We start from the raw sequence: 24,409 nt of genomic DNA, 5'->3' as shown, positions 1-24,409 counted from the left end.
GATGACATTCAATTATTCACAGAGACAATGCAGCTATTAGACGGTAAATTTCTTTCGGCTCAGATCAAACAGGAAATTGCGGCAGAGGTTGCCCAGATTCGCCAGCAAGGGGGTAAAATTCCGCACCTGGTAGCCATACTGGTCGGCAACAAAGGCGCCAGCGAGACGTATGTGGCCTCGAAAATGAAAAACTGCGAAGAGGTAGGCATGCACTCAACCCTGATCCGGTTTGAGCCCACCGTTACCGAAGCCGAACTGCTCGACGCCGTACAGCAGGTAAACGACAACCCCGATATGGACGGGCTGATCGTACAGCTTCCTCTCCCCGATCACATCAATCCCGACCGCGTTATGGAAACCATCAACCCGGCCAAGGACGTTGACGGCTTCCACCCCATTAACATCGGGCGCATGGCCAAAGGCCTGCCAGCCTACGTGTCCGCTACGCCCCAGGGGGTGCTTGAGATGCTCAAACGCTACAACATCGAGACCGCCGGCAAGCACTGCGTGGTCGTGGGTCGCAGCCAGATTGTAGGTCTGCCCATGTCGATCCTCATGCAGCGAAACACCTACCCCGGCAACTGCACCGTAACGCTTACCCATAGCCGTACCCAAAACCTGGCCGAGATCTGTCGGTCGGCCGATATCCTGGTAGCGGCCCTGGGCCGACCGGAGTTCATCACGGCCGATATGGTGAAAGAAGGGGCCGTGGTGATCGACGTCGGTCTGGAACGCGTACCCGATGCCAGCAAGAAAAGCGGCTTTGCCCTCAAAGGCGACGTCAAATTCGACGAGGTAGCTCCAAAAACCAGCTTCATTACCCCCGTTCCGGGCGGGGTTGGCCTGATGACGATCTGTTCCCTGATGCAGAATACCCTCAAAGCCGCCCGGCGGGAGGTGTATGAAAGGCCATAATGTAGATAGTCACGTCAAACTTACTGTGTGTGTTTTGTTTTATCGTTAAAGCTAAACCCAAATCCTATAATAGCTGGGGAAGTGCAGTTCCATAAAGAAAAACAGCTATAAGCAGTTGATTGAGGATGCATTTAGACTTGCATATCCTAGTCATGTCCTGATGGACGTTGATTTGTACGGGTTAGTTTATCACTTCTATCAGACGGATATTGGGATTGATGCAGATAACCTGAGTAAACCAATCTGGGACTGTCTGCGAGGCATTCTTTTTGATGACGATAAACGCGTCAAAATGCGCATAGCCGGGAGCCTTAATGTAGGCGGTAGCGACTTAACCGTAATAAACTCTTCGGGTTTGTCTGGTGAGCTTACTGCGTCACTGCTCGATGCTTTAGACACTGAGGAACACATACTTTATGTTGAGTGTGGTACATTCACTGCTGATATGATTCAGCTTAATTTAGAGCGAGATGGAAATTAGGCCGCAGTATTTGCAACAGTATTTGCACAACATAGCTGTTGATCAATTGAGTGCCGACTACCTGGCTAAGGGGTATGAGGTAGCCAAAGAAGAGAAGGTTGGTCCCTTTCGCGCTGATCTTGTAGCAAAAAAGGGCGATGAAGTTATAATAGTGGAGGTTAAAGCGGGTAAAATGACACCGCAAAAGCGGCAACAGGTTGCCGCCATAGGTGATTATGTAAAAGAACACAAAAACTACAAGTTCCTGGTAGTGGTAGCTAACCCACCCAAAGCCAAAAAGATCGACATACCCAATCTAGATCAGCTACTCGTCAACTATTTGCGATCCAACTACCAGGAGGACTTAGGCAGACAGTTTCATGCTGATGTCCAGATTACGTCTGTAAACAATATTGTACTGGATAAAGTGACTGTATCCGAACGGGGAAATATACACGTGGAGGGAAATGGTATTCTTGATATTGAACTGAGGCATGGCACTTTTTTTGAATTACCAACCAAGGACAGTGTTGCCATTGGCGATGTCTTCCCCTTCAGCTTTACCGCAATCCTTACCTACAGTGAAGATAAACAGTTGACTGTTTCATCCATGCTCAAACTTGATTTTGACACCTCCGAACGTCTGGGTTAATCACTGGCCTTAACAAACTTTAACAGCCCGCGCTGACCCGGCCGGGCTGCTTTTTTACGTATTTTTGACCACATTTTACCTAAAAACAGTTCCGTAAATTTTACCTGTATGCAGTCATTCAAACGCCTGAACACCCTCACGGGCTGGTTGCTGTTCGCCGTAGCGCTGTTTACCTACGCGAGCACCGTCGAACGTACGGCCAGTTTCTGGGACTGCGGTGAGTTCATTGCGTGTTCCTTTAAACTTCAGGTGCCCCACCCCCCCGGCGCGCCCTTCTTCCTGCTGCTGGGCCGGATTTTCTCCATGCTGTCGTTTGGGGATGTGCTGAGCGTAGCCTACTGGGTGAATATGGCGTCGGTACTGGCCAGTGCCTTTACGATTGCCTTCCTCTTCTGGACCATTACCATATTGGCGCAGAAACTGCTGGGCAAACAGGAGAGCGATTATACCACCGCCGATACCCTGCTGGTCATCGGTACGGGGGCCGTTGGGGCCCTGGCCTATACCTTCTCCGATACCTTCTGGTTCTCGGCGGTCGAAGCCGAAGTATACGGCATGTCGTCGTTCTTCACGGCCATTGTGGTCTGGGCCGCCTTCAAGTGGGAGCGCATCGAGGATGACGCGGCTGCTAACCGCTGGCTGATCTTCATTGCTTACCTGACGGGTCTGTCGATCGGGGTTCACTTGCTGAACCTGGTTACCCTGCCTGCGCTGGCCCTGATCTATTACTTCAAAAAATACCCGAAACCTACCTTCTGGGGCGGAGCGGCTGCCTTCGGTGTGGGGCTGGTTATTCTGGGCATCATCAACTCGGGCATTATTCCGGGCCTGCCCGGTATGGCTTTCTTCGTAGAGCGCTTCTTCGTGAACACCCTGGGGCTGCCGTTCAACTCAGGCATGATCTTCTTCGTGATCATCTTTCTGGGTGCGGTTGCCTACGGCATTATCTGGTCGGCCCGTCGTAGCCGGCCGGTGCTGAACACCTCGCTGCTGGCCCTGGCCTTCGTGCTGATCGGCTATGCTTCGTACATCCAGGTGCTGGTTCGGGCCGACTTCAACCCGCCCATCAACGAAAACAACCCCGACGATGCGCTGAACTTCCTGTCGTACCTGCGTCGGGAGCAGTATGGCAGCCGGTCGCTGCTGTACGGACCCGTTTTCACCGCCCGGCCTATCGACCAGAAACGGGGTGCACCGATGTGGAAGAAAGAAGGCAACAAGTACGTTATCTTCGATTACCAGCCGGAGTATATCTACCAGCCCGGCGACGAGATGCTGTTCCCGCGCGTGTACAGCAGCCAGCAGAACCACCCCCAGCTATACCGGCAGATGCTCGGCCTCGCCGAAGGGCAGAAACCGACCATGGGCGATAACCTCGAGTATATGTTCAGCTACCAGCTCGGACACATGTGGTGGCGCTACCTGATGTGGAACTTCGCCGGTCGCGAATCCGATGAAGAAGGGGCAGGCTACCTGCTGCCCTGGTCGTCGGACGAAGGGGTGCCGGATCTGCTGAAGACCAATAAAGCCCGCGATAATTTTTACATGCTGCCCTTCATACTGGGGCTGTTCGGGATTGTATTCCAGTATTTCCGGCGTCGGCGCGATTTCCTGATTGTGGGTCTGCTGTTCCTGTTCACCGGTATCGCCCTGCAGATATTCCTGAACTCGCCCCCGTCCGAGCCGCGTGAACGGGACTACATCTACGTAGGGTCGTTCTATTTCTTCGCTATCTGGCTGGGCCTGGGTGTAATGGCCCTGGCCGAAGGATTACGGAATACGCTCAAAGCCGACGTGACCCGCAACGGGCTGATTGTCGGGCTGAGCCTGCTGGTTCCGGTCATGATGGGTGCCAAGAGCTGGGATAACCACAACCGCGACAACCGCTACCAGTCGGTCGATTTTGCCAAGAACCTGCTGAACTCCTGCGCGCCCAATGCCGTCCTGTTTACGGGTGGCGATAACGACACGTTCCCGCTCTGGTACGTACAGGAAGTTGAAGGGTTCCGGCGCGACGTTCGGGTGTGTAACCTGAGCCTGCTCGGTACGGAATGGTATATTCAGCAAATGAAGCGGAAGACCTACGAGTCAGAAGCCCTGCCCATTTCGCTGGAATACGATAACTTTAACAAGGGTAAAAACGACATCGTCCCCTTCTACGAGGTGCCGGGTGTTAAAGGCGGTATTGACCTCAAGCAGTACATCAGCCTGATCAAAAATAACAGTCCGGCGGTACAGGTGCCGCTCACAAACGGCGATATGACCAGTGTGCTGCCCTCGTCGGTGCTCTTCCTGCCCATCGACAAGGCCGCTATCGACAAAGCGAATTTTGTACCGGCACCCCTGAAGCCATTCATGAAAGATACGCTGCAGTGGACCATCGGGAAGAAGGATCTGTACAAGCCTGACCTGATCATGCTCGATATGATTGCTACCAACAACTGGCAGCGGCCTATCTACTTCTCGAGCACCCTGGCCAGCGACAACTACCTGAATCTGAAAAACTACATGCAGCTGGAAGGCTACGCGTATCGGCTGATGCCGGTAGCCGTGCCAGGCGCGTCGGACGGCTATGTCAACTCCGACATCATGTACACCAACATGACGAAGAAAACGTTCTGGCGCCAGTTCGACAACCCGGACGTTTACTATGACGAAACGTACAAGGGACCGCCGGTTATTTCGGCCCGTATCGCCTTTTTCCGGCTGGCCGATCAGCTCATCCGCGAAGGCAACGAAGCCAAAGCCCGGGAGGTTCTGAACTACTCGCTGAAGGTCATTCCGGACAAGAGCATTCCGTACGACCAGATTTCGTCGAACTACGTACGGTTCCTGTTTGCCGTGGGTGATGCCAAAAAAGCGCTGGAAATTGCCGACGTGATGGCCACCCGCGCCGACCAGAACCTGACCTACGACAAATCGGGACGCGGCCGGTTCGGTAGCCCCGATGCCGATCTGTACATTCTGCAAACGATTGTAGAGGCCTGCAAGGAAGCCAAACAGACGGCCGCGGCTTCCAAGTACGACGCCATCTTCCAGAAGCATATCAATGCCTTTGGCTGATCAACAACCAGCCCATAAACTAAAAAGAGGACCTCGTCGGGGTCCTCTTTTTAGTTTAGCCAGGATCAGGTTCGTGTCGGCTGGGCGGTTTTTGATCACCGGAGCGAGCCCGCGCAAATCAACACCGGACGGCACCCGATCAGGGCTTTATGGTACAAGGGCTGGCGCGTTTCGGGTTAAACGGCAGACGACAGCTGGTTCAGTCGGTTACGAACCAGGTAGCTGTTGAATCGATCCCGAGCCAGATGTGTACGATGCAGGTCAATCATGCGCTGATAAGTACGGATAAACAGTTCGCGCCCTGGACTGGTCAGGGAGCTGTTCTGCATCTGCCTAAGCCAATGGGAAAACTGGTTGATCATGCGCTCGTGCATGCTGATGCTGGTCTCGTACTGACGAATACGCTTCTGCAGCAGCACCAACATGTCTTTGTAATGAACGGCATCTACATCCGTGGCCGGAGCCAGTATGGATTGCCATTCCTGCTGAAGATCCTGCATCGCTTCCAGGAATGGGCTCCCGTCGAACGCATCCAGCGGCAGATCGATGCGCTTGTTATCCTCTACCATGTAAGCCATCAGCAACGTATCGCCCCTGGCTACCAGACTACTCAAAAAATCGAACGTTGCCTCCATACTGTTGAGTTGGCAACAGAACTCGCGCACATCTGCCTGTTTGTCGAAAGCTGTTAAAAAAAGAACCATACCCGATACATTAACTCACACCTCCGTGTACTTGCTTGAAGCAACGGTTTTGACTGCGATTTGATTTTATTTCCGTCCTATTTTAGCTAACTAACCAATAGGTAGGCTTTTTCAATGGATCGGATGATCCAGCTTTTCCTCCTCCAGATCGATGTGGGCCTCTTCTTTACGGATCACTTCATCGTCGAACTCATTGCGGGTCCGGAGCCGGATCAGCTCGTTGCGCTTCGTCGTGATAATATCAGACAGGATTCGATTGTATTCATCGAAATCTTCGGTATCGCAATCGAGCGAACTTAAATGCTGTCGGGTCAGCCGGGTGTCGGTTTCAATACGCTGCTTCAGGTTAGCCACCAGTTCGTTGGTCTCTACCTCGCGGGCATAGGTATCATTTAGTTTCCGGAGGGCTACGGCCAGCAGTTTCAGACGAACCGTCGACTCCTGCTCTTCTTCGGGTGGTCGGTTATCGGGGTCTCTGAACTTCACCCAGCGAATAACGAGGGGCAGGGTCATTCCCTGAAAGATAAGGGTAATCAGAATAACGACGAAGGTGATGAACAAGATCAGATTCCGGTGCGGGAACGGCGCGCCGGAAGGCAGGGTGAGCGGAATAGACAGGGCAGCTGCCAGCGACACGACACCCCGCATACCTGCCCAGCCAACAATAATCGGTCCGCGCCAGCCGGGGTTACGATCCGCTACCGGAATGAACCGCCCAACCACCCGGGTAAAAACAGCACTTCCCAGGGCCGAGCCGAGCCGAATCAGAATCAGCAGGGCGGTAATGACGAGGCTATAGACCACTGCTTCCGTTCGCGAATAATCACCGAGACCGGCTACGATCAGGGGCAGCTCCAGGCCGATCAGGATGAACACCAGCCCATTCAGGGCAAAGACAACGGTAGACCACATGCCCGTTCCCTGAATCCGGGCGCTATGGTTCAGCATTTTGTGGCTTCGATTGGACAAAAACAGCCCACCGGTCACGACCGCCATCACGCCGGAATAATGAAACTCTTCGGCCGTCAGATACATGATGTAGGGCGTAATGAATGTCAGCAGAATACTGACCCGCGTCGTGATGGGCAGCCACCGGTGGATGGCGTAAAAAACGCAGCCGACCAGCAGGCCAACCGCAATACCCATCAGCGTTACGAGGACGAAGTCGGTGGCGGCCTGCTGCCACACAAACGTACCCGACAACACGGCCGACATCGCAAACCGGAAAATGATCAGACTCGACGCGTCATTGATCAGGCTTTCTCCCTCCAGAATGCTGATCACGCGCTTCGGCACGTTGATGCCCCGCAGGACCGAGGTTGCCGCCACGGCGTCTGGTGGCGAGATGATTCCACCCAGCAGAAAACCCAGCGCCAGCGTAAAGCCGGGAATCAGGGCGCTGGAGGCATAGGCTACCGCCAGGGCCGTAACAATAACCAGTCCGAAGGCAAAGGTGATGATGATCCGTCGCCAGCGCCAGAACTCCTTCCAGGAGGTGAACCAGGCAGCTTCGTACAGTAAAGGCGGCAGGAAAATCAGAAAGATCAGATCCGGATCGACCGCAATCTGTGGCATGCCCGGTATGAGGCTGATGACCAGACCGCTGATCACCAAAAAAATAGGCGACGGCACCCGTAATCGCTGTCCTACTACCACGAACAGGGAAACAGCCAGCAAGAGGGATACGCAGAGCAGTACAGTTTGGTGCATAGAGGGCAGAATAAGTTGAGTAGCTGATGCTAAAATACATATTGGCAACGCAAAAAAAGCCCCGACGTTTAGGTTCGGGGCTTTTCCAGCAGTACTAACTGGCAGATCGTATCGCGGATGAAGCCTGAAACGGCCTCACCGGTGTTTATCCGTGAAAGAAATCCTTCATTTTATCGAAGAATCCTTTTTCGTTCTTGTTGGGCTTGGGCTGGAAGTTGGGCGAGTTACGCAGCCGCTCCAGCAGGCCGCGCTCTTCGGCCGACAGCACCTTGGGCGTCCACACATTTACATGTACAAGCTGATCGCCCCGGCCGTATCCGTTAAGCTCCTTGATTCCTTTGCCTTTCAGCCGCAGAATTTTACCGCTCTGGGTGCCGGGTTCGAGGGTGATGCGTGCTTTACCATCAATGGTCGGCACTTCAACGCTGGTACCGATGGCCGCATCGACGAAGTTGACATACAGATCGAACACGACGTTACTGCCATCGCGCTTCAGGTCGGCATCCTCTTCTTCCTCAACGACGATCAGCAGGTCGCCGGCCACACCGCCACGGGGCGGAACGTTGCCTTTGCCCCCTACCGACAGCTGAATGCCTTCGGCTACACCGGCCGGAATCTTGATGGGGATAACATCTTCCTGCAGTACCCGACCCTCGCCAAAACAAACGTCGCACCGGTCGGTAACGATTTTACCTTCGCCATTACAGGTCGGACAGGTGCTGGTCGAGACCATCTGACCCAGCATGGTATTGACTACCTTGCGGGTCTGGCCCGAGCCGTTACAGGTGGTACAGGTCTGAACGGCCGTCCCGTTTTTCGAGCCATTGCCTGCGCAGGTGGTACAGGTAACGTGTCGTTTTACCTTGATTTTCTTCTCAACACCGTTGGCTACCTCCTGCAGGTTCAGCTTCAGTTTGATCCGCAGGTCGGACCCGCGCCGGACGCGTTGCCGCTGTCCACCGCCGTTGGCGCCCCGGAAAAAACTACCAAAGGGCGAATCGTCGCCGAACACATCGCCAAACTGGCTGAATATGTCCTCCATCGACGGTCCACCCGGTCCGTAGCCACCGCCACTGGCCGCACCACCCAGACCAGCATGACCAAACTGATCGTAGCGGGCTTTTTTCTGAGGGTCGTTCAGGACATCGTAAGCCTCGGCGGCTTCTTTGAATTTTTCTTCGGCGGTCGGATCATCCGGGTTTTTATCCGGGTGATATTTGATGGCCATCTTTCGATAAGCCTTTTTGAGATCCTCGGCCGAGACGTTCTTGTCAACGCCCAGTATTTCGTAATAGTCGCGCTTCGTTGCCATGTCTATCAAAGAGTGAATGAGAGAAAGAGCGAAAGAGTGGCGGGCACAACAGGGGTCGCTCTTTCAGTCTTTCGCTCTTTCACCATTAGCTTCCTACAATTACTTTAGCAAACCGGATAACCTTATCGTTCAGATAGTACCCTTTTTCCACCTCATCGATCACCTTCCCTTTCAGGTCATCGCTGGGGGCGGGAAACTGGGTTATCGATTCGTGCAGGTCGGCGTTGAACGGCTCTCCTTTGGCCACCATGGGCTTCAGACCTTTGCCTTCCAGCGTCTTGAACAGCTTGGTATAGATCAGCGAAACGCCTTCTTTCAAAGCCGCCACGTCCTCGGTTTTTTCCATCGACAGCATGGCCCGCTCAAAATCATCTACGACCGGAATCAGGCTTTGCAGCAGGCCCTCGTTGGCCTGGCCGATCAGTTCCAGCTTTTCCTTGGCCGTACGCCGACGGAAGTTTTCGAAATCAGCATACAGCCGCAGGTATTTATCCTTCAGTTCTGCAACCTCCCGGTAAGCCGCATCGGTGGCCGACCCGGTCGGTTCAGCGGTTTCGGTTGCTTCGGCCTCAACGGGAGCCGCTGCTTCGGCAACGGGTTCGTCGGCGGGCTCACCGCCGTTGATCGTTACGGCTTCCTCTTCAGTGGGCGTCTCAGTTGTCAGGTTGTCAGGCTGTGTGGTATCGGTAGACGATTGTTCGTCCAGAATGTCTTTATTTTCCATTGATGAGCTTCGTGTTCGCTTCCAGAAATTCATGTGCAAAGATGGGCAAAAGACCGGCCAATCTGGTCATTTCTGACAACTTGACACATAGTATTCCGTCAGCTTTTGCTGAATTCGGTCATAAAAACCGGATTTTTTACGCGTCGCCCGCTGTTCATTACCTGTACGGTTTTATTTACCTCCTGCCATGCACGCGCCAGCCAGCTATTATTCGACCCGCCTGAAAGCCAAAGCCCTTGAACTGGGGTTCGACGTGTGCGGTATTGCCCGGGCCGACTTCCTGGATGAGGAAGCACCCCGGCTCGAAACCTGGCTAAAAAACGGGATGCACGGCCAGATGAATTACATGGCCAACCATTTCGACAAACGGCTCGACCCGCGACTGCTCGTTGAGGGGGCCAAGTCGGTGGTTACGGTGCTGCTCAACTATTACCCCAGCCAGCCGTTGCCCGAAGCCGAGGATGACTACAAACTGTCGAAATATGCCTACGGGGAAGATTACCACTTTGTCATTAAAGACAAGCTGAAAGACCTGATGGCCTTTATCCACGAAGAAATTGGCGAAGTGGGCGGGCGCGCCTTCGTCGATTCGGCCCCGGTTATGGACAAAGCCTGGGCCAAACGGTCTGGTGTGGGCTGGGTAGGTAAACACAGCAACCTGATCAATCGGCAGATGGGGTCGTTTTTCTTCATCGGCGAGTTGATCCTCGATCTGGAACTCGAACCCGACGGCCCGATCACCGATTACTGCGGCACCTGCACCCGTTGTCTGGATGCCTGTCCTACGGAAGCTATCGTGAGCCCCTACGTCGTTGACGGTAGCAAGTGCATCTCTTACTTCACCATCGAGTTGAAAGAAGCCATTCCGGACGAGGTGCGGGGCAAGTTCGACAACTGGGTCTTTGGCTGCGACATCTGCCAGAACGTATGTCCCTGGAACCGCTTTGCCCGACCGCACCAGACGCCCGCTTTCGACCCCCACCCCGACCTGGCCGAATTCAGCCGAACCGACTGGGAAGAAATCACGGAAGAGGTTTTTCGGGAGGTGTTCCGGCGGTCGGCCGTCAAGCGAACCAAACTTGACGGACTAAAACGCAACGTTACGTTCGCTAAAAATTCGACTTACTAACCAGTTTGTCAGTTTTGACCTGCCTGTCAATTTGTTAGCCGTTGCCTCAAAACCAGCGTATTTTGATTTGTTGGTATGATACGGACAGGTTACATTGCTGCGTTCTATCTACACGACCAACTGTCAGATTATGCAACGTAGCCGTCTGGAAACGGAGAACCGACTTATTGAAGCTGTTGGCCAACTCGTCAAGGAAAGTGGCTTCGATCATATTGGTATCAACCGGGTTGCGAGCCAGGCTGGCGTCAATAAAATACTGATTTACCGATACTTTGGGGGATTAGGCGGGTTACTCAAAGCCTACTTCGAGCGAACCCGTCCAACATCATCGGTACCGCCTATCGACATTGACCAGCTAAAGGGCGCTTCGCTGGAGGTCTTTTTCAATACCTGTTATACCTACGTCATTGAAGAGTTCAGGTTGCTGCGTCATGATATCGAAGCGCAGGAACTTCTGAAGGCCAAGCTGCTAAGCAACGACGGTATCGTTCACGCCATAACCGCCGAGAAAGAGAAACGGCTGGTGAAAATGGTCGATGACCTGTCGGCTATCGTTCATAGTAGCCATGCCCGCCCTTTCGCAGCCATTCTGGTCAGCTCCCTGACTCTTCTGCTCTTTACCGGTCAGCAAAAACGGCAGGTCATGGGCATAGACCCCAGCACCGACGAAGGCTGGGCGGAAATAGAACAGGCCCTGAAAAACATTTTCCAGGGCATCTATCTATTCACCAAGGAACGCCTGGCGGCCAGTGCTAAAAAATCCGCGTAGCGCTTCACCTACCCGCCAAACATCCTCAAATGTGTTATAGAGCGGCACCGGGGCCAGCCGGATACAGTCAGGTTCACGCCAGTCGCCAATGATGCCCTGTTCGGTTAGGTAGCTGAAGAGGGCTTTTCCGTTTCGACGGACGAGCAGCGACAACTGGCATCCCCGCTGGTTAGGGTCGTCGGGCGTCAGCCTCTGTATGTCATCAAAGGGGGCGAGTATGTGTTCCAGAAAGCCCGTTAACCGCTCGCTTTTCTGGCGGAGCGCGGTCATGCCGGCTTCGGCAGTGATAGCCAGCGCGGTCCGGTGTAGCGCGAGTGCCATAATGTTGGGCGTGCTCAGCTGCCAGCCATCGGCTCCCGCGGCCGGCAGGAATCCGGGGCTCATCTCAAACCGCCGGTCTTCCCGGTAACCCCACCAGCCCGCCAGTCGGGGCAGCGCACCACCTGCCCGGTTCTGGTCGTGGTGCTTTTCATGGATAAAGATGCCCGACACGGCGCCAGGCCCCCCATTCAGGTATTTGTATGAACACCAGGTGGCAAAATCGACACCCCAGTCGTGCAACCGCAGCGGCACATTCCCGAGGGCGTGGGCCAGGTCCAGACCGATGGGTACATTATGTCGGCGGGCGGCTTCGGCCAGCGCGGCCATGTTGTAGACCTGCCCCGTGTAGTAGTTCAGCCCGCTCATCCAGACCAGGGCCAGCTCGTCAGCATGTTCGGCTATGGCAGCCTGTATGTCGGTGGTGTGTATCAGCCCATCGGCGGGCCGCGGAGCCACTTCTACCAGCGCGTTGGCCGTTGTCAGCCCGTGATGCTGCAGGTGGGTCTCCAGCGCATACTGATCGGACGGAAAGTCGCCTTTGATCGTCAGAATCTTGTATTTCGGCTTGCCGGATGCCGAGGTGCCGTTTTGGCCGGGTCGGTAAAACGAGGCCAGCAGCAAATGCAGGTTGACGGTCAGGGCGTTCATGGGGCAAACTTCGGCGGGGTCGGCTCCTACCACCTGGCCCAGCGCTCCCTTGCAGGTGTTATGATACCCAAGCCAGTTCTGTTCGGCGCCTTCGGGTTTATCGAACCAGCCCTCTACCCCCAGCTGCTGCCAGGTTGTCAACTCCTGATCCAGGGCGGCCCGGGCAGACTTTGGCTGCAGGCCCAGCGAGTTGCCGCACAGGTAAACCAGATCGGTTCCGTTTCGCTGCGGGATGTAAAACCGATTCCGAAAGGATCGTAGCGAATCATCGGCGTCGAGCTGACGCGCAAAATCCAGCGTGTTTTCGTATGTCATACCTGCAAAACTATGGATTCGGCTAGTTGTCTGCCCACAGGTCTTTTATTTCACCTGCAAAAAGCGCTGAGCCCGAACGGTTCTGTAGCCGAAGCAGCTGACGTTTATGCAAGACCGTTCAATAAGTCTGCATAACTCTAAAAATAGTATCCTAGTTAGTCTACAGTAATTAAAACAAACGTTATGAATCATCTCAACATGCTTGTCCGCCGAATCGCAGCGGGTTCAGTGGCTGCGTACCGCTCTATGCCGGGTCGCGTTCGATCGGCCTCTTTTTACAGTCTGCTGCTGGCGGGCACCCTGCTCGCCTGCGAAGATCACCGCGAACCCTTTCAGGGTCAGCAGATTCAGGCAACGGGACCCAAACCAGATTATGCGCCTACCATTCAGCCGCAGATGCTGGCCGTTATCGAAGAGCTGGGCCGCCTGGCGCCTACTCCGCTGGAACAGCTGCCCCCTGCCGAAGCCCGCAAACAGCCAACCTTCAAAGATGCGGTAAACTCGCTGCTCGATAAGAACAAGATTCCCCGGCCCACGGCCAACGTCACTAGTAGCCAGCGTACCATTCCGGGCTACAACAACGTACCGATCCGGGTTGTGGTGTATACGCCCAACGTCCCCACTGGCCCCCTGCCGGTGATTGTGTACTACCACGGTGGCGGCTGGGTCATTGGCAGTCCGGAAGTGTACGAGAACTCGACGCTGGCCCTGGCCGAAGAAACGGGAGCTATCGTGGTGTCGGTCGATTACCGGCTGTCGCCCGAGAACAAGTTCCCCACGGCCCATTACGATGCCTATGCTGCCTACGAATGGGTACGCAACAATACGGCGTCGCTGAACGGAAATCCGGACAAGGTAGCCATTGCCGGCGAGAGCGCCGGGGGTAATATGGCGGTCTGGGTCAGCATGATGGCCCGCACCCGGAAGCTGCCGCTACCCGCTCATATTCTGTCGGTTTATCCGGTGGCTAACAACGACCTGTTCACCCCCTCGTATAATCAGTACGCCAACGCCAAACCGCTGAGTCGGCCGCTGGTTGAGTACTTCGTTGCCAACTACTTCAACTCACCCGCCGACGGCGAAACGCCCCTGATTTCGCTGATCGATGCCGGTACTGACCTGAGTGGACTGCCCCCCACCACCATCATTGCCGCCGAGATCGACCCACTGCAAACCGAAGGTCAGCAACTGCGCGACAAACTTCAGTCGCAGGGCGTTTCGGTAACGTACCAGCTCTACACGGGGGTTACCCACGAGTTTTTCGGCATGTACGCCATCGTGCCCGAGGCCCAGCAGGCGCAGGCACTGGCGGCTACTCAGCTACGCAATGCCTTTAACTAATCATCACCCACAGACGTAACGTACGCAGGGCCCGGTTCAGCAATGAGCCGGGCTTTTGTTTTATGGGGAGGTCACACCTACATGTAGCTTTTACCGAACTGGCTTCCCGAATGACTTCTGATACTGGAGGGGGCTTTTTCCCGTGATCTGCCTGAAGTACTTGTTGAAGCCCGAAAACTGGTTGAACCCGCTTTCGTAACACACCTGCGCCACACTGAGCTTCCCTTCAATGAGCAGCTTACAGGCGTGACTGACCCGTAGTTCGAGCAGAAACTGCGAATACGGCTTACGACTTCGCGACTTGAAATACCGACAGAATGAGTTCGGACTCATGTTTGCCACCGTGGCTATTTCTTCCAGCGAAATTTTCCTGGTGAAGTGAGTCAGCGAGTAGGCGTATATCTGGTTGAGTCGGTCGGTGTCGGCTTCATCGAAATAACTGGGGTAGTCTTTGGTCGACAGATACTCCAGCTCGTCTGACTGGGCCACCAGCGAGAGGATCTGGATCAGGGAAACAATTCGGGCGGTTCCGTGCTCAGCGAGCATCTGCGCCAGCAGCGGTTTAACGGCTGAACGGGTGGTGCCGAGGAGCCGTACACCCTGCCGGGCCTTATCGAGGAAACGGACGATGTACCGATTTTCGGGCAGTTGCAAAAACGTATCGCCCCAGAAGTTATCCCGAAAATGAACCACGGTAGCCTTGGCAAACAAACCCTCCCGGTTCTCAAAATACTCTTTGTCGCAGCGCCAGTAGTGGGGCAGGTTAGCACCGATCAGCAACACATCCCCCGACTGAAAATTCTGAATACTATCGCCCACGAACTGCGTGCCGCTGCCCTGCTCAATGTGCAGTAGTTCTATTTCGGGGTGATAATGCCAGCGGTTGTAGAAATGAAGAACGACATCCTGCCGCACACTAAACGAACATTCGGACGAAACGGGCACCAAAAGTAGCTGCGGCTTCATACCTATCAATTAGCGTCAATGGATTTAAACAGCTTACAAAATTGCTAACATAGTGGTAAAACAAGTTAATCCTATAAAACTACCCCTTTGAAATATACTATTGATTTGCAACATAATCATACGCTCTGTATTCGTCTGGTTTCCAGAAAATTCTGGTACTGGCCGGATCCTGAAACGATTCAGATGCATGATGCGCGTTGCTTTGTTTGTTCCCTGCTACGTTGATCAGTTCTATCCGGCTGTTGCCATCGCGACCCTCGAGTTGCTCGAACAACTGGGTTGCCAGGTCGTTGTGCCACGTAATCAGACCTGCTGCGGTCAGCCCATGGCCAACTCGGGCTTTGCTCGCGAGGCCGCCGGCTGTGACCAGAACTTCAGGCAGAACTTTGGCGAATTCGACCATATTGTCTGTCCATCGGGCTCGTGTGTCCTGCACGTCCGGGAACACAATCCGCTTCTGACCGGCCAGGTCTGGGAGTTGTGCGAATTTCTGACCGATGTCCTGCAGGTACGGGCTCTGCCCCACCGGTCGGGCCGGCCCCTGCGGATCGGTATTCACCAGAGTTGTCATGGGCAGCGCGGGCTGCGTCTGTCGTCCATGTCGGAACGCAACGAACCGTATTTCTCGAAGATGGAAGCCCTGCTGAAACTCGTCGACGGCATCGACATCACGACCCCCGCCCGCCCGGACGAATGCTGTGGCTTTGGCGGCACCTTCTGCGTGACTCAGGAAGCTCTTTCGGTGAAAATGGGGAAAGACCGCCTGGCCCAGCACCAGGCCAACCAGGTCGACTATATCGTGGGGGGCGATATGTCCTGCCTGATGCACCTGGAAGGGATTCTTCGTCGGCAGCAATCGCCCATACAGGTCCGGCATGTTGCTCAGTTGCTGGTTGATCATGCATTGTAAACCAAAGCCTGCTACTATCCGTCTACGTTATGAGTCAGCGATTTGTATCCCACGCCCAGGCCGCCAGCCAGTTTCTGACCGACGAAGCCCGTACGGACTGGCACGATGAAACGTTGTGGTTTATCCGGCAGAAACGCGACAAATCGGCCCACGCCCTTCCCGAATGGGAGGCCCTGCGCGAACTGGCGTCGGGTATCAAAGACCATGCGCTGTCGGAGCTGAGTACGTACCTGACCCAGTTCGAGCAGAACGCCCTGGCAAACGGCATTCAGGTACACTGGGCGGCCACGGCTGCGGAACACAACCAGATCGTACTGGACATTATCCGGCAACAGACCGGCCCCGCAGCCCCCCGGGTGGTGAAGAGCAAGTCGATGCTGACCGAAGAGTGTCACCTGAACGAGTTTCTGATCAAACATGGGGTCGAGGTAGTCGACACTGACCTGGGCGAACGGATTGTCCAGCTCCGCCAGGAAGCGCCCAGCCACATTGTCTTACCGGCCATTCATTTGAAAAAGGCCGACGTCAGCGCCACCTTCCAGCAACACCTGGGCACCGAAGCCGGCAACGAAGATCCGCAGTACCTGACCGAAGCCGCCCGGCACCACCTCCGCGAAAAGTTCGTATCGGCATCTGTCGCCATAACGGGGGTCAACTTCGCCATTGCCGAAACGGGCGGATTTGTGGTATGTACCAACGAAGGAAATGCCGACCTGGGGGTGCATCTGGCCGACGTCCATATCGCCTGTCTCGGTATCGAAAAAGTAATTCCCCGGCAGGAACATCTGGGCGTGTTTCTGCGGTTGCTGGCCCGCTCGGCAACCGGCCAGCCGATCACCACCTACTCGAGCCATTTCGTCAGACCCCGGGCCGGGCAGGTCATGCATATTATCCTGGTCGATAACGGCCGCAGCACCCAGCTGGGCCGGCCCGAGTTTCGGAACTCGCTCAAATGCATCCGTTGCGGGGCCTGCTTCAACACCTGCCCGGTTTACCGCCGGAGTGGCGGGCATAGCTACCACAACGCCGTGGCCGGGCCTATTGGCTCTATCCTGGCTCCCAACCTCGACATGCGCAAAAACGCCGATCTGCCCTTCGCCAGTACGCTTTGCGGCAGCTGTACCAACGTATGCCCTGTCAAGATCAACATTCACGAACAGCTCTGGCACTGGCGGCAGACGCTGACAGCCGAAGGCCTGGCGCCCCCGGCTAAAACGGTAGCTATGAAAGGAATGGCCTGGGTACTGGGCCATCCTACGGTTTACCGGCTGTCGGGCCGTATCGGGCGGTGGGTGATGCAACACGTTCCGGCGCTGGTCAATAATCGGTTGAATCCGTGGTATAAAGGGCGCGACATGCCCAGCCCGCCCACGCAAAGTTTTGGTGAGTGGTACGACAAAAACCGATCGCGCGTATGAACAACCGGCAAGTCATCCTGACCGCGGTAGCCCGCAACCAGCCCGCTACCCGCCCAATGCCTACCCTGCCCGAGCCGTCGATAGAACGGGCATCAGCCGACGGGTTTGCCCAGCGGGTCGAAGCTATTGGCGGTACGGTCGTTCCGATCAGCGCCCTGACCGACATAGTCAGCTATGTACAAACCCGTTTTCCGCCCCCGGCCCGACTGGTCAGTACCCTGCCCGATCTGCCCCTGGGCGAACGTCTGTCCGACCCGCTGGTGCCTGGCCACACCCTCGAAACGGTTGACCTGGCCCTGCTCATGGGTTCTTTCGGAGTACTAGAGAACGGCGCTATCTGGCTCGACAGCCGACACTTACCCCACCGGGCCCTGCCCTTCATCTGCCAGCATCTGGCGCTGGTCGTATCATCGCGGGCGCTGGTTCCCACCCTGCACGATGCCTATCGCCGGCTAAGCCCCGACACCTTCGATTATGGCGTATTCATAGCCGGGCCTTCCAAAACCGCCGATATCGAACAGTCGCTGGTAATCGGAGCGCATGGACCGCGCAGCCTGACCGTTTTTCTGTTGACAACCGACCCATCCCGATGACGATCCAGACCTCCCGTTCCTGCCTCCGTATTCACCCGACCGATAATGTCGTGGTAGCCCTGCAGGATATCCCCAAAGGCGACTGCATTACCACGGATGGACTATCCGTACGGGTAACGCAGTCGGTAGCCGCCAAGCATAAGGTAGCCCTCGAAGCCCTGACCATAGGCGATCCGGTACGGATGTACGGCGTGCTGGTCGGTAAGGCCACCCAGCCTATTGCCGCTGGCGACACCATCACCACCTTCAACCTCAGGCACGAGGCCGAACCGTATGGCCTCACCAGGCGCAGGCCATACAGCTGGCATGCCCCGGATGTGTCGGACTGGGAGACGCTGACCTTTGCGGGCTACCACCGCAGCGATGGGAGCGTAGGCACCCGTAACTTCTGGCTGGTAGTGCCGCTGGTCTTCTGCGAGAACAGGAACGTAGAGATGATGAAGGCCGCTTTCGAGCGGGAACTTGGCTATGCCCAGCCGGATACCTACGTCGATCAGGTGCGCCAGCTGGTACAGGCCTATCGGACGGGGCAGACTGGCCCGGCACCAGCCGCAGCTATACCGGAAGCGGCCCGCCCGCGGTTGTTTCCAAATATCGATGGCATCCAGTTTCTGACCCATGAGCAGGGATGCGGGGGCACCAACGCCGATGCCGATAGCCTCTGTCAGCTGCTGGCGGGCTGTATCGTCAATCCCAATGTAGCGGGCGTTACCGTGCTGAGCCTGGGGTGCCAGAAATCCCAGATCGATCAGTTGCGGGCCGAAATCAGGAAGCGGCAGCCGGGGTTCGACCGGCCGCTGCTCTACTTCGATCAGCAGACCTACGGCACCGAGTCCGCCATGCTTACCGACGCCATCCGCGACACGTTCAACGGACTGGTAGCCGCCAACGCCCAGACCCGCCAGCCCGCCCCGCTTAGCCGGTTAAGCGTAGGCCTCAAATGTGGCGGGTCAGACGGCTTCTCGGGCATTTCGGCCAACCCGGCCCTCGGGCATCTCTCCGATCTGCTGGTCACTCTGGGCGGCACCACCCTCCTGGCCGAATTTCCGGAACTTTGCGGGGTTGAGCAGGAACTGATCGATCGCTGCGCCAACCCAACCGACGCCGATCGGTTTGTGGGGCTCATGCAGCAGTACGCGGCCCAGGCGGCAGCCGTGGGGGCAGGTTTCGACATGAACCCGTCCGTCGGCAACATCAGGGACGGCCTTATTACCGACGCCATCAAGTCGGCCGGGGCCGCTCGTAAAGGTGGGTACGCCCCCATTGCAGGAGTCCTCGACTATACCGATCTGCCCACCCGGCCGGGGCTTCATCTGCTCTGTACGCCCGGCAACGATGTACTCGCCACGACGGGTATGGCTGCTTCGGGAGCCACGCTGATCCTGTTTACAACCGGGCTGGGCACCCCTACCGGCAACCCGATTGCGCCGACGGTAAAAATAGCGACCAATACCCGCCTGGCCGACCGCATGCCCGATATCATTGACTTCGACGCCGGCCTGGTCATATCCGGGCAGGAAACGATCGAGCAAACGGGCGAAAGGCTACTGCGCTGGCTCATCGATCTGGCGTCGGGGCATATTCGAACCAAAGCGGAAGACCTTGGCCAGAACGATTTTATTCCCTGGCAGCGGGGAGTGAACCTGTAGTAAACTATTCCTGTCGTATGAAACGAATCCTTTTTCTCTTCCTTTTCTGGTTAGCGACTTCGCCCCTCCAGGCGCAGCAGTCAGCCAATAAACCCGAGCGTGAACAGTGGTACATGGACCTGGGCTTCGGCATGTTCATCCACTGGAGCCTGGACTCGCAGGTGGGGGCTGTGATCAGCCACTCCATGGCCGGAGCCTCGCCCGATTACCTGAAGCGATTCACAACCGAGCTGCCGGCCACCTTTAACCCCAAACAGTTCGATCCTGACGAGTGGGCTACCCTGGCCCGGCTGGCTGGTATGAAATACGTCGTCTTTACGGCCAAGCACCACTCCGGTTTCTGCATGTGGCCAACCCAGACAACGCCCTTTAACATCAGCAATACCCCCTGCAAACGGGACCTGACCCGCGACATTCTGGACGCCTTTCGCCGGCAAAATATTGCCATTGGCCTGTACTTCTCGCCCGAAGACTTCAACTACCTCTACCAGAATAACCTGCCGATTGGCCGGCTCCAGCACCCGATGCACTACCCGGAGAAAAACCCGGGCCTGATGGCGCACGACAAAGCCCAGCTCAGGGAGCTACTGACCAACTACGGTAAGATAGATCTATTGTTCTTCGATGGGCCCGCCGAGGGGCTGAAGCAGTACGCCTGGCAACTCCAGCCCGATCTGGTCGTAACGCGCGGACAGATGGAAACCCCCGAACAGACTATTCCCGACAAACCCCTGCCCGGCCCCTGGGAGTCCTGCTTCACGATGGGAACCGACTGGCAGTATAAACCCACGAACGACCCCCACAAGTCGGGCACCGACATCATCAACATGCTGATCGAAACCCGGGCCAAAGGGGGGAACCTGCTACTCAACGTAGGCCCCAAACCCAACGGCACCATTCAGATCGAGCAGGAAGCACTCCTGCGGGAAGTAGCCCTCTGGCACCTGGTCAATCAGGAGAGCGTGCATCAGGTTCGCCCCTGGGAGATCATCCGCGAAGGAAACGTCTGGTTCGTCAAAGCCAGACAGGGAAATACGGTTTACGCCTTTTGCCAGGGCGGTACCGACTGGAGTTACGGCACCCGCAAAGAATTTGTGCTGAAAACGCTGGAAGGCAATGCCCAGACCAAAGTGAGCATTCTCGGTTACGGCAGCCAGCTGGTCGAGTACCGCGAAGGATTCGACGCCCAGCTCTACAGCACGCCCAGCCCCATCGGCCTGGTCATCAGCGCCGTAAATGGTCATCGGCTTTACACCAACAATAAATGGCCAAACCCGGTGGTGCTGAAGATCGAAAATGTTCGGTTCAAAGCCCCCGAAGCTACGAAGCAGAAACGCAGCAAAATAGACGGGGCCAACTGATGGGTGGTCAGAGACGTACCCCATCCATGTTTCGATAAAGCCGGTTTTCGGGCCGGCTGCGCTTACCCGCTCCAGGGCGGTTTTGTTACACTCAATACCTGACAGGCATGAAGTTGATTCGATTTGGGGAACCCGGCCTCGAAAAACCGGGAGTCATTCTAACTGATCAATGGCTCGATGTGTCGGCCATTGTCATGGACTATAATGAAGATTTTTTTGCCGACAATGGGCTCGAACGACTACGAAACCACCTCAACAGTCCTGGTTTGTCGGCGGGTATTCTGCCCGTCGTCGACCCCGCGGTCCGGCTGGGCCCGCCCGTTGCCCGCCCGTCGAAGCTGGTTTGTATTGGCCTCAACTACGAAGACCACGCCCGCGAAACGGGAGCGCCCATCCCCGCCGAACCCGTGCTGTTTATGAAAGCGACCACCGCGTACTGTGGTCCCTTCGACGACATCATCATCCCGAAAAACTCGAGCAAAACCGACTGGGAGGTAGAGCTGGCCGTGGTCATTGGTCGGAAAGCCAGCTACGTAGACGAAGCCAGTGCCCTGCAGTACGTGGCCGGTTATTGTCTGCACAACGACGTGTCGGAACGCGAGTTTCAGCTGGAACGGGGCGGCACCTGGGACAAAGGCAAAGGGTGCGATACGTTCGCCCCGATAGGCCCTTTTCTGGCTACTCCCGACGAGATTGCCGATGTCAACGACCTTCGGCTCTGGCTCACCGTGAACGGCGAACCCATGCAATCCGGCCATACCAGCAGTCTGATTTTCAAGATACCCACGCTCATCGCCTATGTCAGTCAGTTTATGACCCTCTTACCCGGCGACATTATCTCGACCGGCACCCCGCCCGGGGTGGGGCTGGGCATGAAGCCACCCGTTTACCTGCAGCCGGGTGATGTAGTAGAATTGGGCATCGACGGCCTCGGCACCTCACGACAGCGTGTCCGCGCGTATGCCCCCGCCAGTGACTAAGTTCCATCATAGGTTAAGTTACCAGTAAAGCCCCGCTCGCCTGGGTGTGGGCTTTCTTTTTTTCGTAAACTCATTCGTTCCATGCATCTAAAACTTTCATCAAAAGTCATACTGGTTACGGGCGGTGCCAAAGGCATTGGCGAAGGCATCAGCCGGCTACTGGCTGCAGAAGGGGCTATTCCGGTTATTATCGGTCGCAACACAGCTGATAACCAGCGGACCGTCGACGCTATCGAGGCCACGGGCGGTCATGCCTTAGCCATCACTGCCGAGCTGACCCAGCCCGACGCCTGTGCGCAGGCCGTTGAGCAAGCCGTTGCCGCCTTCGGCCGGATCGACGGCCTGGTCAACAATGCGGGCGTAAACGATGGCGTCGGGCTGGAAACCGGCAGCTACGAGCGGTTCATGGCTTCGCTGCACAAGAACCTCGTTCACTACTACCTCATGGCCCAGTATGCGCTGCCGTTCCTGAAACAAAGCAAAGGCGCTATTGTCAACATCGGCTCCAAAACGGCAGAAACGGGTCAGGGCAATACCTCCGCCTATGCCGCTGCCAATGGGGGCCGAAACGCCCTCACCCGCGAGTGGGCGGTTGAACTGCTGCCGTACGGCATCCGGGTCAACGCCGTCATTGTAGCGGAGTGCTATACCCCGCTGTACGATACCTGGATCAGGACATTCGACAATCCAGAGGAGATGCTTAACAAGATTGAATCGAAAATACCCCTCGGCCAGCGCATGACAACGGCCGAAGAGATTGCCTCCATGGTTGCCTTTCTGCTCTCGGAGCGGTCGAGCCATACAACCGGCCAACTCATTCATGTTGACGGCGGGTATGTGCACCTCGACCGGGCTCTCTAGCCAATGCTCTTTCATTAATCGTTTTCCTTTTTATTCCTGCCTACCTATATGAACCGTTTTTCTAAACCAACCCTGATTGCCCTCGGCCTCGCGGCTCAGCTGCTGACCGCATCGGCGTCGCTGGCTCAGTCGGCCGCCGGCCCCTACCAGCCCACCTGGTCTTCGATCGACTCACGCCCGGTACCGACCTGGTTCGAAGACGCCAAATTCGGCATCTTCATCCACTGGGGTGTTTACTCTGTTCCGGCCTACAGTCCAACCGGTCGGGATAAAGTCGGTACCTATGAACGCTATGCCGAACATTACTGGCGCCGATGGCTCACCAAATCGCCCTCGCAGAAGTTTTTCGACGATTTCCACAACCGCGTGTACGGCCCCAATGTCAAGTACCAGGACTTTGCCCGCGATTTCAAGGCTGAACTCTTCGAACCCGAACAGTGGGCCGACCGCTTCAAAGGGTCGGGGGCGCAGTATGTGGTGCTGACTTCCAAACATCACGAGGGGTTTGCGCTATGGCCTTCGTCGCTCTCCTGGAACTGGAACGCCGTTGACGTGGGCCCGCACCGCGACGTACTGGGCGATCTGACCAAAGCGGTGCAGGCAAAAGGGCTGAAGATGGGCTACTATTATTCACTGCTGGAGTGGTATCATCCGCTCTATAAGAAGGAGACCATCAACCAGTACGTCGATGAGCACATGATTCCGCAGATGAAGGAGCTGGTCACCCGGTATAAACCCGACGTGTTCTGGACCGATGGCGAGTGGGACTATCCCTCCGAAACGCTGAAAAGCACCCAGTTCCTGTCGTGGCTCTACAACGATTCGCCGGTTAAAGACCGGGTCGTCGTGAATGACCGCTGGGGCAAGGAAACCCGTAGCAAACACGGTGGCTTTTTCACGACTGAGTACGACCTGATTCATGATGACGATTCGAAGGGCGTCACCTTTGAGCGCCCCTGGGAAGAATGCCGGGGTATGGCGGGCTCGTTCGGTTATAACCGCAACGAGGTGCTGGAAGACTACTCGACCTCCGAAGAGCTCATAAAAATCCTGATTGACAAAGTAGCGCGCGGTGGAAACCTGCTGCTCAACATAGGCCCCACCGCCGACGGTCGTATTCCGGTCATCATGCAGCAACGGCTCGATGATATGGGCAAGTGGCTGTCCGTAAACGGCGAGGGAATCTATAGTACCCGCGCCTGGAAAAACGCCCCGAAAGTAGACAAGAATACGACTACCTTTTTTACCACAAAGGGCAGGGACTTGTACGTAATTACCACCAAATGGGCCGATAACCTGACGATCGACGGGGTCAAAAGTCCCGCTTCGGTGTCGCTGCTGGGTTACAAAGGTCCCATCAAAACCAGCGTAAAAAATGGGAAACTTACCCTGACAGCCCCTACCCTCACACCGACTACCACACCCTGCCAGTACGCCTGGGTGTATAAGCTAACCGGCGCCGTGAACTAACTGCATACCGTCAAACATGAGTCATCCCGAATTTTAGGGAGTTGACAAAAAGGAACCTCCTTTCTTAGCTTTGAGCATCACCACAACGCCAAAGCCAGAAAGGAGGTCTTTTTATGTCAACGACATGCTCACAAAAAA

Annotated in this window: 21 protein-coding genes; 15 read left to right on the top strand and 6 right to left on the bottom strand. The window is 55.9% G+C overall.

The genetic code is table 11. The features are described from left to right. Window positions 1-27 precede the first annotated feature (27 nt). From EQG79_RS11985 to EQG79_RS11970, 4 genes are all read left to right on the top strand, one after another. A complete protein-coding gene (locus tag EQG79_RS11985) occupies window positions 28-915 on the top strand; it encodes a bifunctional 5,10-methylenetetrahydrofolate dehydrogenase/5,10-methenyltetrahydrofolate cyclohydrolase (RefSeq protein ID WP_129601612.1) in 888 nt (295 codons plus the stop codon). Between the two features lie 115 nt (window positions 916-1,030). After that, the gene (locus EQG79_RS11980; RefSeq protein ID WP_165358879.1) at window positions 1,031-1,396 is read left to right on the top strand and encodes a RusA family crossover junction endodeoxyribonuclease; all 366 of its coding nucleotides are present in this window, start codon (window positions 1,031-1,033) and stop codon (window positions 1,394-1,396) included. Continuing rightward, window positions 1,386-2,027: a hypothetical protein gene (locus EQG79_RS11975; protein ID WP_129601610.1), complete on the top strand. Its 642-nt coding sequence runs from the start codon at window positions 1,386-1,388 to the stop codon at window positions 2,025-2,027. Before EQG79_RS11980 ends, EQG79_RS11975 begins: the two co-directional genes overlap by 11 nt. 108 nt (window positions 2,028-2,135) lie before the next feature. After that, on the top strand, window positions 2,136-5,090 hold the full coding sequence (locus EQG79_RS11970; protein WP_129601609.1) for a glycosyltransferase family 117 protein: 2,955 nt from the start codon (window positions 2,136-2,138) through the stop codon (window positions 5,088-5,090). Window positions 5,091-5,266: 176 nt separating this feature from the next. On the opposite strand, the gene EQG79_RS11965 is transcribed toward EQG79_RS11970, so the two are convergent. The 4 genes from EQG79_RS11965 to EQG79_RS11950 all read right to left on the bottom strand — a co-directional run bounded on the left by EQG79_RS11965 (window position 5,267) and on the right by EQG79_RS11950 (window position 9,540). Then, complete coding sequence (locus EQG79_RS11965; RefSeq protein ID WP_165358878.1) at window positions 5,267-5,794, bottom strand: hypothetical protein; 528 nt, start codon at window positions 5,792-5,794, stop codon at window positions 5,267-5,269. Between the two features lie 111 nt (window positions 5,795-5,905). Continuing rightward, window positions 5,906-7,504 (bottom strand): Na+/H+ antiporter, encoded by a 1,599-nt coding sequence (locus tag EQG79_RS11960; RefSeq protein WP_129601607.1) that lies wholly within the window; start codon window positions 7,502-7,504, stop codon window positions 5,906-5,908. A gap of 145 nt (window positions 7,505-7,649) precedes the next feature. Continuing rightward, window positions 7,650-8,816 (bottom strand): molecular chaperone DnaJ, encoded by a 1,167-nt coding sequence (gene dnaJ / locus EQG79_RS11955; protein ID WP_129601606.1) that lies wholly within the window; start codon window positions 8,814-8,816, stop codon window positions 7,650-7,652. An 85-nt stretch (window positions 8,817-8,901) separates the two neighbouring features. Beyond that, complete coding sequence (locus tag EQG79_RS11950) at window positions 8,902-9,540, bottom strand: nucleotide exchange factor GrpE (protein ID WP_129601605.1); 639 nt, start codon at window positions 9,538-9,540, stop codon at window positions 8,902-8,904. A 187-nt stretch (window positions 9,541-9,727) separates the two neighbouring features. Between EQG79_RS11950 and queG the strand changes: the two genes are divergently transcribed. Next, on the top strand, window positions 9,728-10,669 hold the full coding sequence (gene queG / locus EQG79_RS11945; protein ID WP_077921111.1) for a tRNA epoxyqueuosine(34) reductase QueG: 942 nt from the start codon (window positions 9,728-9,730) through the stop codon (window positions 10,667-10,669). A 130-nt stretch (window positions 10,670-10,799) separates the two neighbouring features. After that, the gene (locus EQG79_RS11940; RefSeq protein ID WP_077921112.1) at window positions 10,800-11,438 is read left to right on the top strand and encodes a TetR/AcrR family transcriptional regulator; all 639 of its coding nucleotides are present in this window, start codon (window positions 10,800-10,802) and stop codon (window positions 11,436-11,438) included. On the opposite strand, the gene kynU is transcribed toward EQG79_RS11940, so the two are convergent. Further along, entirely contained in the window at window positions 11,391-12,722 is a 1,332-nt protein-coding gene (kynU, locus tag EQG79_RS11935) for a kynureninase (protein WP_129601604.1), read from the bottom strand. The genes EQG79_RS11940 and kynU overlap by 48 nt on opposite strands. 183 nt (window positions 12,723-12,905) lie before the next feature. Here kynU and EQG79_RS11930 point away from each other — a divergent pair, with 183 nt between their 5' ends. After that, entirely contained in the window at window positions 12,906-14,063 is a 1,158-nt protein-coding gene (locus tag EQG79_RS11930; RefSeq protein WP_240699345.1) for an alpha/beta hydrolase, read from the top strand. Between the two features lie 90 nt (window positions 14,064-14,153). Here the strand turns inward: EQG79_RS11930 and EQG79_RS11925 are convergent, their stop codons facing one another. Further along, window positions 14,154-15,029 (bottom strand): AraC family transcriptional regulator, encoded by an 876-nt coding sequence (locus EQG79_RS11925; RefSeq protein ID WP_077921114.1) that lies wholly within the window; start codon window positions 15,027-15,029, stop codon window positions 14,154-14,156. 187 nt (window positions 15,030-15,216) lie between these two features. On the opposite strand from EQG79_RS11925, the gene EQG79_RS11920 reads away from it, so the two are divergent. The 8 genes from EQG79_RS11920 (at window position 15,217) to EQG79_RS11885 (ending at window position 24,271) form a co-directional block, all read left to right on the top strand. Further along, entirely contained in the window at window positions 15,217-15,939 is a 723-nt protein-coding gene (locus EQG79_RS11920) for a (Fe-S)-binding protein (RefSeq protein WP_394343307.1), read from the top strand. A 29-nt stretch (window positions 15,940-15,968) separates the two neighbouring features. Beyond that, a complete protein-coding gene (locus EQG79_RS11915; protein ID WP_129601603.1) occupies window positions 15,969-17,357 on the top strand; it encodes a lactate utilization protein B in 1,389 nt (462 codons plus the stop codon). Further along, window positions 17,354-17,950, top strand: a complete 597-nt coding sequence (locus tag EQG79_RS11910; RefSeq protein ID WP_129601602.1) for a LutC/YkgG family protein — start codon at window positions 17,354-17,356, stop codon at window positions 17,948-17,950. Before EQG79_RS11915 ends, EQG79_RS11910 begins: the two co-directional genes overlap by 4 nt. Continuing rightward, window positions 17,947-19,599: a UxaA family hydrolase gene (locus EQG79_RS11905; RefSeq protein WP_129601601.1), complete on the top strand. Its 1,653-nt coding sequence runs from the start codon at window positions 17,947-17,949 to the stop codon at window positions 19,597-19,599. Before EQG79_RS11910 ends, EQG79_RS11905 begins: the two co-directional genes overlap by 4 nt. A 17-nt stretch (window positions 19,600-19,616) precedes the next feature. After that, window positions 19,617-20,960: an alpha-L-fucosidase gene (locus tag EQG79_RS11900; RefSeq protein WP_129601600.1), complete on the top strand. Its 1,344-nt coding sequence runs from the start codon at window positions 19,617-19,619 to the stop codon at window positions 20,958-20,960. 107 nt (window positions 20,961-21,067) lie between these two features. Continuing rightward, entirely contained in the window at window positions 21,068-21,940 is an 873-nt protein-coding gene (locus tag EQG79_RS11895; RefSeq protein WP_129601599.1) for a fumarylacetoacetate hydrolase family protein, read from the top strand. Window positions 21,941-22,021: 81 nt separating this feature from the next. Continuing rightward, window positions 22,022-22,801: an L-fucose dehydrogenase gene (locus EQG79_RS11890; protein ID WP_129601598.1), complete on the top strand. Its 780-nt coding sequence runs from the start codon at window positions 22,022-22,024 to the stop codon at window positions 22,799-22,801. 48 nt (window positions 22,802-22,849) lie between these two features. After that, window positions 22,850-24,271 (top strand): alpha-L-fucosidase, encoded by a 1,422-nt coding sequence (locus EQG79_RS11885; RefSeq protein WP_129601597.1) that lies wholly within the window; start codon window positions 22,850-22,852, stop codon window positions 24,269-24,271. Window positions 24,272-24,409 lie beyond the last annotated feature (138 nt).

This window comes from Spirosoma sordidisoli (assembly GCF_004138325.1).
In the GTDB taxonomy this organism is placed as follows: domain Bacteria; phylum Bacteroidota; class Bacteroidia; order Cytophagales; family Spirosomataceae; genus Spirosoma; species Spirosoma sordidisoli.
This window is presented reverse-complemented; position numbering and strand designations above follow the sequence as displayed.

Excerpts from the sequence above, each read along its gene's own strand:
- EQG79_RS11985 (WP_129601612.1), top strand. The coding sequence starts at position 28 with ATGCAGCTATTAGACGGTAAATTTCTTTCGGCTCAGATCAAACAGGAA.
- EQG79_RS11975 (WP_129601610.1), top strand. The coding sequence starts at position 1,386 with ATGGAAATTAGGCCGCAGTATTTGCAACAGTATTTGCACAACATAGCT.
- EQG79_RS11970 (WP_129601609.1), top strand. The coding sequence starts at position 2,136 with ATGCAGTCATTCAAACGCCTGAACACCCTCACGGGCTGGTTGCTGTTC.
- EQG79_RS11965 (WP_165358878.1), bottom strand. The coding sequence starts at position 5,794 with ATGGTTCTTTTTTTAACAGCTTTCGACAAACAGGCAGATGTGCGCGAG.
- EQG79_RS11960 (WP_129601607.1), bottom strand. The coding sequence starts at position 7,504 with ATGCACCAAACTGTACTGCTCTGCGTATCCCTCTTGCTGGCTGTTTCC.
- dnaJ (WP_129601606.1), bottom strand. The coding sequence starts at position 8,816 with ATGGCAACGAAGCGCGACTATTACGAAATACTGGGCGTTGACAAGAAC.
- EQG79_RS11950 (WP_129601605.1), bottom strand. The coding sequence starts at position 9,540 with ATGGAAAATAAAGACATTCTGGACGAACAATCGTCTACCGATACCACA.
- queG (WP_077921111.1), top strand. The coding sequence starts at position 9,728 with ATGCACGCGCCAGCCAGCTATTATTCGACCCGCCTGAAAGCCAAAGCC.
- EQG79_RS11940 (WP_077921112.1), top strand. The coding sequence starts at position 10,800 with ATGCAACGTAGCCGTCTGGAAACGGAGAACCGACTTATTGAAGCTGTT.
- kynU (WP_129601604.1), bottom strand. The coding sequence starts at position 12,722 with ATGACATACGAAAACACGCTGGATTTTGCGCGTCAGCTCGACGCCGAT.
- EQG79_RS11930 (WP_240699345.1), top strand. The coding sequence starts at position 12,906 with ATGAATCATCTCAACATGCTTGTCCGCCGAATCGCAGCGGGTTCAGTG.
- EQG79_RS11925 (WP_077921114.1), bottom strand. The coding sequence starts at position 15,029 with ATGAAGCCGCAGCTACTTTTGGTGCCCGTTTCGTCCGAATGTTCGTTT.
- EQG79_RS11920 (WP_394343307.1), top strand. The coding sequence starts at position 15,217 with ATGATGCGCGTTGCTTTGTTTGTTCCCTGCTACGTTGATCAGTTCTAT.
- EQG79_RS11915 (WP_129601603.1), top strand. The coding sequence starts at position 15,969 with ATGAGTCAGCGATTTGTATCCCACGCCCAGGCCGCCAGCCAGTTTCTG.
- EQG79_RS11910 (WP_129601602.1), top strand. The coding sequence starts at position 17,354 with ATGAACAACCGGCAAGTCATCCTGACCGCGGTAGCCCGCAACCAGCCC.
- EQG79_RS11905 (WP_129601601.1), top strand. The coding sequence starts at position 17,947 with ATGACGATCCAGACCTCCCGTTCCTGCCTCCGTATTCACCCGACCGAT.
- EQG79_RS11900 (WP_129601600.1), top strand. The coding sequence starts at position 19,617 with ATGAAACGAATCCTTTTTCTCTTCCTTTTCTGGTTAGCGACTTCGCCC.
- EQG79_RS11895 (WP_129601599.1), top strand. The coding sequence starts at position 21,068 with ATGAAGTTGATTCGATTTGGGGAACCCGGCCTCGAAAAACCGGGAGTC.
- EQG79_RS11890 (WP_129601598.1), top strand. The coding sequence starts at position 22,022 with ATGCATCTAAAACTTTCATCAAAAGTCATACTGGTTACGGGCGGTGCC.
- EQG79_RS11885 (WP_129601597.1), top strand. The coding sequence starts at position 22,850 with ATGAACCGTTTTTCTAAACCAACCCTGATTGCCCTCGGCCTCGCGGCT.